This window comes from Marilutibacter chinensis (assembly GCF_021725675.1).
GTDB classification, from domain to species: Bacteria; Pseudomonadota; Gammaproteobacteria; order Xanthomonadales; family Xanthomonadaceae; genus Marilutibacter; species Marilutibacter chinensis.
The window spans coordinates 64,804-77,235 of sequence record NZ_JAKJPO010000007.1 but is presented as its reverse complement, the minus strand read 5'-3'; the positions used below and the strand labels follow the sequence as shown (position 1 = coordinate 77,235).

Genomic DNA, 12,432 nt, shown 5'->3' with positions numbered 1-12,432 from the left:
GGGCCCGCCATAGCACCTCCAAGCCCCCATGCTTGCCTGCGGCACGAATCGCCCCCCGAGCCCGGGGGCTGTTCCCCATGGCCCGTGGCGTAGGAGCGGCGTGAGCCGCGATGAAGCTTTCCCATAAAAGCCCAATCGCGGCTCACGCCGCTCCTACGGGAGGTTGGTTGTCGGAGCAATCGCGCCTTGGCTAGCGCCAGTCGATCGTGCCGTTGACCACGTTGCAGACGCGGCCACCGGACCAGACCTCGCCATCGGCGTCCACCCGCAGGTACAGGCGGGCGTCGTAGCCGACCTCGCGGCCCTGGCTGACCACGTAACGGCCTTCGCGGCCGGGCAGGGCATCATTGTGGGCCAGCCAGGCGGCAAGCGTCGCATTGGCGGCGCCGGACGCGGCGTCCTCGAAGCGGGCGGTCGCGCCGACGAAGGCGCGTACGACCAGGTCGTAGCCGCAGCCATCTCCCGCATCGGCACGGGCGAACGCACACAGTCCCATGCTGCCGGTCGCGTGGGCGAGGGCCTCGATCGCGTCCCAGTCCGGGTTCGCGTCGCGTAGCGCCCGCTCGTCGGCCAGTTCGGCCAGCCACCAGCGGCGGCCGCCGTCGACCAGCGCCGGAGGCAGCGTACCCGCCGTCAGGCCGGCCAGTACCGGTGCGAGGCGCGGGTCGTCGGGTCCGGCGATCTCGACCACCGAGGCGCGTGGCGTGCGCACCGAGATCTTCCGCTGCGGACCGTCGCCGTCGACCGCCAGCGGCAACACGCCGGCCGCGCACTCCTGCCACAGCAGGCCGTCGACCGGCGTCGCCAGCCCCGCTTCCAGAACCACGTGAGCGGTGCCGATGCTCGGGTGCCCGGCGAACGGCACTTCGCGGCGCGGGCTGAACATGCGCACCCGGTAGCTCGCCCCGGGCCGGCTGGGTGCGAACACGAAGGTGGTTTCCGGCAACCGGGTCCAGCGGGCGATCGCCTGCATGGTGTCGTCGTCGAGTCCTCCGGCATCCGGAATCACGGCCAGCGGGTTGCCGGCGCCGGGACGGTCGGCGAATACATCCATTTGCAGATAACGACGGGTCATGACGGAAACGGGGCTTCGGAGGGAGAAGGAAGGGGAGTTGCTCTAGAATCGCCGGCTTGGAATCGCGATACCGAAGGAGTTCCGGTATCCCTGCCGCCGGACCGGGGGCGTTACCGGAGCGGAGTCGGGGCGACGATTCTAGGCGGAGCCGGCCGGTCGCGCCGGTTTCATTCCCCATATCGACATAACCCAGAGGCACAGTGGTGGCAGAAGCGCAGCGTTGGGTCGTACTCAAGTTCGGCGGGACATCGGTATCGCGCCGCAACCGTTGGGACACCATCGGAACGCTCGCCGCCAAACGCATGGCCGAGGATGGCGCACGCGTGCTGGTGGTGGTGTCGGCGTTGTCCGGGGTCACCAACGAGCTGACCGCGATCTGCGCCGGCGACGGCATCGCGGCACGGGTCGATGCGCTGCTCGAACGCCACCGCGCGTTCTGCGGCGAGCTCGATCTGGATCCGGACGCCGTGCTCGGCGAGCGTTTCGCGACGCTGCAGGCGCTCGGTGCCGATCCGCGCGCGGCGGTGCTGGCGCTGGACTGGCAGGCCGAAGTGTTGGCCCAGGGCGAGCTGCTGTCCTCGACCCTGGGGGCGGCCTACCTGCGCGCGCAGGGCCACGATTTCGGCTGGTGCGATGCGCGCGAGTGGCTGGATGCGGTCTCGCTGCCCAATGCGAGCGGGTGGGCGCAGCGGTTGTCGGTGAACTGCCGTCGCGAGGCCGATGCGGACTTCGCCGTCCGCTTCGCCGCACAGCCGAGTCCACTCCTGATCACCCAGGGCTTCATCGCCCGTCACGGCGACGGCGGCACCGCGGTGCTCGGACGTGGCGGTTCGGATACCTCGGCGGCCTACTTCGGAGGCCTGCTGAAGGCGCAGCGGGTCGAGATCTGGACCGACGTCCCGGGCATGTTCAGCGCGAATCCGCGCGAGGTGCCGGACGCGCGCCTGCTGACCCGGCTCGACTACGCCGAGGCGCAGGAAATCGCGACCACCGGCGCCAAGGTGCTGCACCCGCGCTCGCTCGGGCCGTGCCGGCACGCCAACGTGCCGATGGCGATCCTCGATACCGAGCGCCCGGAACAGCCCGGCACCCGCATCGACACGCTGGCGGCGACCATCCCCGGGGTCAAGGCGATCAGCCGCCGCAACGGCATCGTACTGGTGTCGATGGAAAGCGTCGGCATGTGGCAGTCGGTCGGCTTTCTCGCCGACATCTTCGAGAAGTTCAAGCGGCACGGCCTGTCGGTCGACCTGATCGGCTCGTCCGAGACCAACGTCACGGTGTCGCTGGACCCGAGCGAGAACCTGGTCAGCACCAACGTGCTGGAGGCGCTGTCGGCCGATCTGGAGCAGATCTGCCGGGTCAAGGTGATCGTCTCGTGCGCGGCGATCACCCTGGTCGGCCGCGGCATGCGCTCGCTGCTGCATAAGTTGTCCGGCGTGTGGGCGGCGTTCGGCAGGGAGCGCGTGCACCTGATCTCGCAGTCGTCGAACGACCTCAACCTCACCTTCGTCATCGACGAGGCCGACGCGGAGGGCATGCTGCCGCTGCTGCACGCCGAACTGATCGACAGCGGCGCGATGCCGGTGCACGAGGCGCAGGTATTCGGCCCGCGCTGGCGCGAGATCCAGGGCCAGCTGCGGCCGAAGCCGGTGCCGTGGTGGAAGGGGCGGCGCCAGCAGCTGCTGGAGCTGGCCGCAGGCGGCACGCCGCGCTACGTCTATCACCTGCCGACGGTGCGCGAGCGCGCCCGGCAGCTCGCCGCGATCGACGCGATCGACCGGCGCTACTACGCGATCAAGGCCAACTCCCACCCCGAAGTGCTGAAGGCGCTGGTCGCCGAGGGCTTCGGACTGGAATGCGTGTCGCTGGGCGAGCTGCGGCACGTGTTCGAGGCGCTGCCGCGGCTCGACCCCGCCCGAGTGCTGTTCACGCCGAGCTTCGCTCCGCACCACGAGTACGCCGCGGCGCTGGAACTGGGCGTGACCGTCACCCTCGACAACGTCGAGGCGCTGCGCCGCTGGCCCGACGTCTTCCGCGGACGCAGCCTGTGGCTGCGGATCGACCTCGGTCACGGCGACGGCCACCACGAGAAGGTCAATACCGGAGGCAAGAACTCCAAGTTCGGCCTCGCCGCCGCACGCGTGGACGAGTTCGTCGATGCCGCGCGCGCGCTTCAGATCAGCATCGTCGGTGTGCATGCGCACCTGGGCAGCGGCGTGGAGACGCGCGCGCACTGGCGGCAGATGTACGACGAACTGGCCGGCTTCGCGCGCCGCATCGGCAGCGTGCAGGTGCTGGACATCGGTGGCGGTCTGCCGATCCCGTATGGCCAGGACGATGAACCGTTCGATCTGCGGGACTGGGCCGAAGGGCTGGCCGAGGTCAAGACGATCCACCCGGCATTCGAGCTGGCGATCGAGCCGGGCCGCTTCCTCGTCGCGGAAGGCGGTGTGCTGCTGGCCCGGGCCACCCAGGTGGTGGAGAAGGACGGCATCCTGCGGGTCGGCCTGGACGCGGGCATGAACACCCTGGTGCGTCCGGCGCTGTACGACGCCTGGCACGAGATCGTGAACCTGCAGCGTCTCGATGCGGCCGCCGACGGCGTGTTCGACGTGGTCGGGCCGATCTGCGAATCGAGCGACGTGTTCGGCCACCGGGTCAAGCTGCCGGCCTCCACCGTCCCTGGCGACATCATGCTGATCGCCGACGCCGGCGCCTACGGCTACACGATGTCGAGTACCTACAACCTGCGGGCCCTTCCGGCCGAGGATGTCATCGAATGAGTGAGCGGAATGAGTGAGTACAAGTTCCAACGCGACGCGATCGAGACGTTCCGCTTCGTGCGCTGTGGCTTCGATCCGGCGACCGGCGTCGCGCAGCTGGTGTATGCGTTCGACGACGGTCCCGAGCTGGTCGAGACCGTTATCCTGCCCGGCGCACCGTTTCCCGACGCCGGGGCCGATCCGGCGCGCGCCGCCGCGGCCGAACGCGCGCTGCGCCTGTTGCACCTGATCGCCGGGGTCAGCTACTACAAGGCGGCGGTGCCGCGACGCATCCGTATCGACGGCTATTCGATCGACGTCGACACCGCGAGGTTGCTGGAAAGCATCTACGTCAACGGCCTGGGCGAGTTCGCGTACCGCAATGGCCTCGACCTGCATGGACGCATCCGCTTCCCGCACGAGCCCGGCGACGCCATGCCCGCGCCCGCGCCGGGTCTGCGCGAACACGCGCTGGTCGCGATCGGAGGCGGCAAGGATTCGCTGGTCAGCATCGAGGCGCTGCGGTCGATGGGCGTCGCCCAGACCGTCAGCTGGATCGGCGGTTCGCAACTGATCCGCGCCTGCGCCGAACGCACCGGGTTGCCGACGCTCAACATCGGTCGCGCGCTCGCACCCGAGCTGTTCGAGCTGAACCGCCAGGGCGCCTGGAACGGTCACATTCCGGTGACCGCGGTGAACTCGGCGATCCTGGTGCTGGCTGCGATCCTGAATGGGGTCGACCAGGTGGTGTTCTCGAACGAGCGCTCCGCCAGCTACGGCAGCCTGATCCTCGCCGACGACGGCAGCGTGACCAGCGAGGTCAATCACCAGTGGTCGAAGGGCTGGGCGTTCGAGAAGGCTTTCGGCGAGCATGTCGAGCGGCACGTCGCCGCCGGCCTGCACTATTACTCGCTGCTGCGGCCGTTGAGCGAGCTCGCGGTCGCGCGGCAGTTCGCGAAGAGCGACCGCTACGACGGCCATTTCTCCAGCTGCAACCGCAATTTCCACATCCTCGGCGAACGGCCGGCCAATCGCTGGTGCGGCGTCTGCCCGAAGTGCCACTTCGTGTTCCTCGCGCTGGCGCCGTTCATGCCGAAGCCGCGACTGGTCGGCATCTTCGGCCGCAACCTGCTCGACGACCCCGATCAGATGGACGGCTACGACGCGCTGCTGGAGTTTCGCGACCACAAGCCGTTCGAATGCGTCGGCGAGGGGCGCGAGTCGCGCGCGGCGATGGCGGCGCTGGCGACCCGCGCGGAATGGCGGGGGGACGCGCTGGTCGAGCGGTTCGCGCGCGAGATCGAGCCGCAGCTCGATCGCGCCGGGCTCGCGCTTGCGCCGTTGCTGGTGCCGGACGACGAACACCGCATCCCCCGGGCGCTGGCGGAGCGGCTGGATGCGTATTTCCGCGCTTGAGGCGATCGCAGCGGGCGGCGGCGCCGTTGCCCTGTGGGGCTGGGGCCGCGAGGGCCGGGCCGCGTACCGGGCGATACGCGGTCGCTGTCCGCGACTGCCGCTGACGCTGTTCTGCAACGAGGCCGAGGCCGGCGAGCCGCGCGCGCTCGGCGATGCGCTGCTTTCGGTACGGACCCGCGCCGACACCGATGCGCTGGCTGCGCATGCACTGGTGGTGAAATCGCCCGGCATCAGTCCGTACGGCGCGGAAGCGCTGGCGGCGGCTTCGCGCGGCACCCGGTTCATCGGCGGCACCGCGCTGTGGTTCGCCGAGTGCGCCGGCAGCGACGGCATCGTTCGCGGCAGCGTCTGCGTGACCGGCACCAAGGGCAAGAGCACGACCACGGCGCTGCTGGCGCACCTGTTGCGTGCGGGCGGGCACCGCACGGCGCTGGCGGGCAACATCGGTCTGCCGTTGCTGGAACTGCTCGAACCCGAGCCGCCACCCGAGTACTGGGCGATCGAGCTGTCGAGTTACCAGACGGGCGACGTCGCCGCAGGCGGCGGACGGCCCGAGGTCGCGGTGATCACCAACGTCTATCCCGAACACCTGGACTGGCACGGTTCGCAGCAGCGCTACGTGGAGGACAAGCTGAAACTGGTGACCGCGGCGCGGCCGCGCATCGCCGTGCTCAACGCCGACGACCCGACCCTGGCCGCGTTGCAGCTGCGGGACAGCGAGGTCCGCTGGTACGGTCGCCCCGACGGCTGGCACCTTCGCGGTGACCGGTTGTACCGCGGCGGCGACGCGGTGCTCGACACTGGCGGCATGCCGCTGCCGGGCCGCCACAACCGCGGCAACCTGTGCGCGGCGCTGACGGCGCTGGAGGCGTTGGGGCTGGATGCCACATCGCTCGCACCCTTCGCCGCGGGTTTCCAGCCATTGCCGCATCGCCTGCAGTCGCTGGGCGCGCGCGACGGCGTGGAATACGTCAACGACTCGATCAGCACCACCCCGCACGCGACCCTGGCCGCACTCGGTTGCTTCGCCGATCGCCGGGTCGCGGTGCTGGTCGGGGGGCACGACCGCGGGCTGGACTGGTCGGATTTCGCGAACGCGATGCGCGGGCACGCACCGGCGGCGATCGTCACGATGGGGCAGAACGGCCCGCGCATCGCCGCCCTGCTGGCGCCGGTGGCCGCCGCCACGGGCTTCGTGCTACGCGAGGCCGATACCCTGGAGCAGGCCTTTGGGCTTGCACGCCAGACGTTGGCCGGCGGGACTGCCGCGGACGGGTGCGTACTGCTGCTGTCGCCGGGCGCGCCCAGCTTCGGGCCGTATCGCGACTATGTCGCCCGCGGCCGGCATTTCGCCGCGCTGGCGGGCTTCGACCCCGACGGCATCAGCGCGATTCCGGGGCTCGGCATCGCCTGAGCCTTCCCGGCCCGGCTGCCCGGCGCGCCCGTGTCACCGCGGCCGCCGGCGCGGTAGGCTTTTGGTTCCGCCCATATCGCTGGAGCCAGGCCATGCGCCGTCTTGCCGCCGTTCTTGCCCTGTTGCTGCTCACCACGCCCGCCCTGGCGGCGATGCGGGTCGAGCCTCTGGAATGGGAGGTCGATGGACAGGCTTTCGAGGGCATGCTGGTCTACGACGACACCGAAGACCCGTCGCGTCCGGGCCTGGTGATGATTCCGAACTGGATGGGTGTCGGCGACGCGGCGATCGCCAAGGCGCGGCAGATCGCAGGCCAGGACTACGTGGTGCTGGTCGCCGATGTCTACGGCAAGGGTGTGCGCCCGCGGAACGACGCCGAGGCGCGCGAGCAGGTCGGCCGCGTCTACGCCGACGGCGGCGTCGCCCTGCGCGAGCGGGCGGCCCGGGCGGTGGAGGCGCTGAAGGCGCAGGCGGAACGGCTGCCGCTGGACCGGCAACGGATCGGCGCGGTGGGTTTCTGCTTCGGCGGTTCGGTGGCGCTGGAGCTGGCCCGCAGCGGAGCGGAGCTGGCCGGCGTGGTCAGCTTCCACGGCGGGCTGAAGACCTATCTGCCGACCACAGGCCAGCGGATCCCGACGCCGCTGCTGGTGCTCAACGGTGCTGACGACACATCGGTGCCGGATGAGGACATCCGCGGTTTCGAGCAGGCGATGGACGCGGCCGGAGCGGACTGGCAGTTCGTCAACTTCAGCGGTGCGCGCCACTGCTTCGCGCAGGAAGAGGACGCCGGCAACCCTGCGGACAGCAACTGCCGCTACGACGCGCGGGCGGCAGGCCGGGCGATGGCGATGATGCGGCTGTTCCTGGCGGAGCGCTTCGACGAACCGCGCTGATGCGGATCAGTGGTCGCGGCTGACCGCGTAGCGCGCCAGTCCGCGCAGCGCCGCGCAGTACTCGTTGTCGTCGACGCCGTCGAGCGCCGCCTCCGCGGCGGCCGCATAGGCGTTGGCACGGGCGCGGCTGTAATCGAGGCTGCCGCAGGCGCGGATCGCGCCCAGCACCTCCGGCAGCGCATCGGTATCGCCTTCCTCCACCGCCGTGCGCAGGCACGCGCGAGTGGCGGCGTCGCTGTGCGCCATCGCGTGGATCAGCGGCAGCGTGGCCTTGCCTTCGGCCAGGTCGTCGCCGAGATTCTTGCCGAGCGTCTCGGCGTCCGACGCATAATCGAGCACGTCATCGGCGATCTGGAACGCGTAGCCGAGGTTGAGGCCGTAATCGTGCAGCGCCTCGCAGAGCGCCGGGTCGACGCTGTCGGCGGACACCAGCGCACCAAGCCGGGTCGCGGCGGCGAACAGCACCGCGGTCTTGCGCTCGATCACGCGCAGGTAGGCGCCTTCGTCGGTGTCCGGATTGCGCACGTGCAGCAGTTGCAGGACCTCGCCCTCCGCGATCCGGTTGGTGGTGTCGGCGAGGATCCGCATTACCTCCATGCGGTCGAGCTCCACCATCAACTGGAAGCTGCGCGAGTACAGGAAGTCGCCGACCAGTACGCTCGCGGCGTTGCCCCAGACCGCGTTGGCCGTCCTGCGGCCGCGGCGCAGGTCGGACTCGTCGACCACGTCGTCGTGCAGCAGCGTGGCGGTATGGATGAACTCGACCACCGCCGCCAACTGGTGCGCGTGGTTGCCGATCGCACGCGGGCCGTTGCCGGTCGCACCGGCCGCGAGCAGCAGCAGCATCGGTCGCAGCCGCTTGCCGCCGGCCCCGACGATGTACTCGGCGACCTGGTTGATCAGCACGACGTCGGATGCCAGACGACGTCGGATCAACGCGTCGACGGCCGCCATGTCCGCCCGCGCGAGCGACTGGATGGCGGCGAGGTCCGGTACGGCGGCCAGGGGTTGTGCTGACATTGGGGGGCTGCGGACGGGAGGACGCCGGATTATAGCGGCTGGCCTGCCGAGGCTCTGCAGGCGCGGCGGCGAAGACCGGCCGTGGACGGGGCCGTGGTTGCGGATGCGACCGGCCGGGCCGCGTTCATCTGCGGCCCGCGCGCACGGGCGACGGCGGCACCCGTGATGTTTCCGGGCATGCAGCGGGGTAGGAAAGTTCCGACCCGGCAAGGGGATCTGCCCCGATGGCGTCGGGGTCGGGGGTATACTGCAATGTCAGTCGCGCGGCCACCGACACGACGCAGCCGCCGCGGACCCAGCGACAATTCACCGGAACAACCCATAGGACCCGTACATGGCGCGTGGCATCAACAAGGTGATCCTGGTCGGCAACCTCGGCAACGACCCCGACACCAAATACACCCAGAGCGGCATGGCCGTGACCCGGATCAGTCTGGCCACCACCAGCGTGCGCAAGGACCGCGACGGCAACACCCAGGAGCGTACCGAGTGGCACCGCGTGGTGTTCTTCGGCAAGCTCGGCGAGATCGCCGGCGAGTATCTGCGCAAGGGCAGCCAGGTCTACGTTGAAGGCTCGATCCGCTACGACAAGTACACCGGCCAGGACGGGGTGGAGAAGTACTCCACCGACATCGTCGCCGACGAGATGCAGATGCTCGGTGGCCGCGGTGAAGGCGGCGGTGGCGGTAGCGGACGCGGCGAGTATCGCGGTGGCGGCGACCGTCCGCAGCGTGCGCCGGCGCGACAGGAGTCGCAGCCGCGTCGCGAAGCGCCGCCGGCCAAGTCGAACGACTTCGCCGACGATTTCGCCGACGACGACATCCCGTTCTGATTGCCGCCACCGGCAACAGCGTTTCGTGGAAGGCCCGCTTGTTGCGGGCCTTTTTTCTGGAAGCTCGTCGCCGGCTCGAAACGGGCGTTGGAGCTGCCCGTGAGGCAGGCTGCTCACGAAGACCCGGATACCACCGGCCGTCCAGTTGCGGTCCAGGGCATCGAGACCGCGCTGGCATTTCAGTCGGGCGTCGACCGGTGCCGGCAGACGGTCGCCTTCAGGCTCGCGCCATCGATACACACGGGAGAAAGCCTGGCGAGTTCTGGCGAGTTTTTGAAGAGCCTCGCAACAGGGCCTCCGGACAGTCGCCGCTGCAGCAAGTCGATGCGCTCGGGGAACAGTCCGACATCCCGAGCATCCATTGCCGGACAAGCGCTGTGGCCGCACGCGACCGCGATCCGCAACAGAGGCAGCCCCGCTGGCGAAGGGCAGGCGACGCGACATGAGCATGGCAGGTCGCGAGACCGCCGGCCGTCATCGCGCCGACGACCGGCTGAAAATCATGGTTGCAAACGACGAGAATCAGCCAGCGAGTGCCGAACGGAAATTCAGGCGGATTGCGGGTCGATCGTGCGGTGGACCAGATCGAGAACATCACCGACGGTCGGGTCCGACGGGAGCTGGAGGTCGGTGAAGGTGATGGAAAACGCCGTCTCGAGTTCGATCAGGAGGTCGGCCGACATCATCGAATCGATGCCCAGGTCCCGCAGTCTGGCCTCAGGTACAATCAAACCCGCATCGATGCCGTATTGCTCCTGTACCAGACGGCTCATCTGCTCGAGAAGTGTGCTCTTGTCCATAACTGGGGCCCGGATAATGATGTCCAATCATTGCACAGCCCGCGCGCGACCTGAACAAGCGGATGCCGAGTAGGTGCCAACGGATATGGACAGCGCAATCGACAGCGATGAGCTCGCCAGGAACGTCCTGACGCAGGCGAACTTCCGGGTCCGGGTGGGCCTGTTGATGGCTGCCGTGATCGTGGCGATATACACGTTCGGGCCCTACCATACGCCGGCGGATCCATTTGTCGCGGGCGGCATCGTCACCCTGTACGTGGTTTACACCCTCGTGGCGCGGCACTTCTCGAAGAACCCCGAGCCGCTCACCTACCGCGACCTGGTGATGATCACAGCGGTGATGGACCCGCTGTTTCTCTCCGTCTGGCTGTTCATCGCCGGCGAGTCGTCCGTCCTCGCCTGTGGCCTGTATCTGTTCACCGTGCTCGGGTTCGGTTTCCGGGTCGGGGCGGTGCCGATGCACGTATGCCAGACGATGTCGCTGACCGGATTCACCGTGGTCGTGCTGATGTCGGATACCTGGCAGGGACACGTGCTGTTTGCGTTGTCCCACATGATCCTCCTGCTCCTGGTGCCCGTCTACGCTTCGTTCCTCATCGCGAGGATAAGAAAGGCAAAGGCGCTTGCGGAGCACGAGAGCCGTGCGAAGTCCCAGTTGCTGGCGAAGGTCAGCCATGAACTGCGGACGCCGTTGACGGGGATATCGGCCGCGGCGCAGCTGATGGAAGTCGAGTCCGGGGATCCGGACACGCTGAGGCGCGCAAGGTCGATCCTGCACCTGTCGGCCTCGCTGGATTCGGAGATCAAGCAGCTCCTCGACCTGTCGAGGATCGAGTCGAAGGGCAGTCTGCAGAGCACGACAGACAGCGCTCCCTTCAGTGTTGCCGTCGCTGCGGCCAGCGCGTTCAAGGCGCTGGAGTCGATCGCGGCCGGCAAGAACATCGACGTCAAGCTGGAGTTCGACGAGGCGATCCGTCTGCCGGTGGTGGGGCACTGTGGCGACCTGATCGCGGTGCTGACGAATCTGTGCGGCAACGCAGTGAAGTTCACCGATTCCGGCTCCGTGAGGCTGAAGGTCAGGCTCGTCGATCACAGGGACGGCGTTTACGAGCTCTGGTTCGGGGTGTCCGATACCGGTATCGGCATCGCTCCCGAGTTCCACGAGAAGATCTTCGACCCCTTCTTCCAGGTGGCATCGGACTCGCAGCACAAGCGCGGCGGGTCCGGGCTGGGCATGTCGATCGCGAAGGAGATCGTTGGCCGCATGGGCGGGCAGCTGAAAGTGGACAGCACCCTCGGGGAGGGAAGCTGTTTTCATTTCGTCCTGAAGCTGCCGGTCGAATCCGAGTCCCTCCTGCCCAGGCTCGAGAGCGAAACGAAGCAGCCGGTCGTCCTGGTGACGCCCAAGCGCGTACTGATAGCCGACGACAACCTGACCAACCTCGATCTCCTGGAGGAGATGCTCGGAAAGGACGGGCACGAAGTCGTCGCCGTCAGTTGCGGACGTGACGCCGCAGTCCAGTTGGGGACCGGCGAGTTCGACATCGTGTTTCTGGACTACAACATGGCCGATGTCGATGGCGCCACCGTGTACCAGAACTACGCGCTGAGCAGGGTCAAGGTGGCCCCCACGTTCTTCGTTACCGCGGATGCGACCGGCCTGACGGCAGAAACCCTCCAGGAGCTCGGTGCGACGGGAATCATCCATAAGCCGGTCACGTTCCACAAGATCCGGTCGGCCATGTCGCAGGCGTTTCCCGATGAACCCGGTGCCGGCACGGTGCCGGAGGCGGGGCCGCCACAAGCGGGGCGCAGGTCGGTCGAACTTTCGGCGGTGCCGGTCGAGTACGTCGGCGCGGACCTGCTGGACAATCTGCGCGAGATCCGGGACACGCCCGAGTTCCATATCCGCATTCTTTCCGAAAGCATCCTGGAGCTGGAATCGCTTCATCAGGATCTCGCCGCGGCGATCGCCCGCAAGGATCTGCCGGCGGTGCATCGCGTCGCCCATTCACTGAAGGGCGTGGCACTGAGCAGCAGTGCCGGGCGCCTGGCTGCCGTCGCGGACAGGCTGATGACCATCCGGGCGAACGTGCTGCTGGCGGAAGAGGGGAAATGGCAGCAGGACCTGATGGAGACTGCTGCCAGGACCGTCGAGGCTCTGAAGGAAGTGCGGCGTTCCATCGCCGCGCCAAAAGCGGTCAACACGTAGAAGCG

General features: G+C 68.5%; 9 protein-coding genes. 6 read left to right on the top strand and 3 right to left on the bottom strand.

What is annotated here, in order from left to right:
- Positions 1-190 precede the first annotated feature (190 nt).
- On the bottom strand, positions 191-1,075 hold the full coding sequence (locus tag L3V18_RS11555; RefSeq protein WP_237055016.1) for a PhzF family phenazine biosynthesis protein: 885 nt from the start codon (positions 1,073-1,075) through the stop codon (positions 191-193).
- A 203-nt stretch (positions 1,076-1,278) separates the two neighbouring features.
- Between L3V18_RS11555 and L3V18_RS11550 the strand changes: the two genes are divergently transcribed.
- From L3V18_RS11550 to L3V18_RS11535, 4 genes are all read left to right on the top strand, one after another.
- Positions 1,279-3,861 (top strand): bifunctional aspartate kinase/diaminopimelate decarboxylase, encoded by a 2,583-nt coding sequence (locus tag L3V18_RS11550; RefSeq protein ID WP_237055014.1) that lies wholly within the window; start codon positions 1,279-1,281, stop codon positions 3,859-3,861.
- A 9-nt stretch (positions 3,862-3,870) separates the two neighbouring features.
- On the top strand, positions 3,871-5,256 hold the full coding sequence (gene murL / locus L3V18_RS11545; RefSeq protein ID WP_237055013.1) for a UDP-N-acetyl-alpha-D-muramoyl-L-alanyl-L-glutamate epimerase: 1,386 nt from the start codon (positions 3,871-3,873) through the stop codon (positions 5,254-5,256).
- Positions 5,237-6,670, top strand: coding sequence for a UDP-N-acetylmuramoyl-L-alanine--D-glutamate ligase (murD, locus tag L3V18_RS11540; protein WP_237055011.1), 1,434 nt, complete (start codon positions 5,237-5,239; stop codon positions 6,668-6,670). The genes murL and murD overlap by 20 nt, the downstream gene beginning before the upstream one ends.
- A gap of 92 nt (positions 6,671-6,762) precedes the next feature.
- Positions 6,763-7,563 carry a dienelactone hydrolase family protein gene (locus L3V18_RS11535; RefSeq protein ID WP_237055009.1) on the top strand — a complete coding sequence of 267 codons (801 nt, stop codon included), beginning with the start codon at positions 6,763-6,765 and terminating at the stop codon, positions 7,561-7,563.
- 6 nt (positions 7,564-7,569) lie between these two features.
- Here the strand turns inward: L3V18_RS11535 and L3V18_RS11530 are convergent, their stop codons facing one another.
- On the bottom strand, positions 7,570-8,583 hold the full coding sequence (locus L3V18_RS11530; protein ID WP_237055007.1) for a polyprenyl synthetase family protein: 1,014 nt from the start codon (positions 8,581-8,583) through the stop codon (positions 7,570-7,572).
- A 334-nt stretch (positions 8,584-8,917) separates the two neighbouring features.
- Between L3V18_RS11530 and ssb the strand changes: the two genes are divergently transcribed.
- Positions 8,918-9,415, top strand: a complete 498-nt coding sequence (gene ssb, locus L3V18_RS11525; RefSeq protein ID WP_237055006.1) for a single-stranded DNA-binding protein — start codon at positions 8,918-8,920, stop codon at positions 9,413-9,415.
- Positions 9,416-9,963: 548 nt separating this feature from the next.
- On the opposite strand, the gene L3V18_RS11520 is transcribed toward ssb, so the two are convergent.
- Entirely contained in the window at positions 9,964-10,188 is a 225-nt protein-coding gene (locus tag L3V18_RS11520; protein WP_237055004.1) for an acyl carrier protein, read from the bottom strand.
- A gap of 112 nt (positions 10,189-10,300) precedes the next feature.
- On the opposite strand from L3V18_RS11520, the gene L3V18_RS11515 reads away from it, so the two are divergent.
- The gene (locus tag L3V18_RS11515; RefSeq protein ID WP_237055002.1) at positions 10,301-12,427 is read left to right on the top strand and encodes a sensor histidine kinase; all 2,127 of its coding nucleotides are present in this window, start codon (positions 10,301-10,303) and stop codon (positions 12,425-12,427) included.
- Positions 12,428-12,432: the final 5 nt, after the last annotated feature.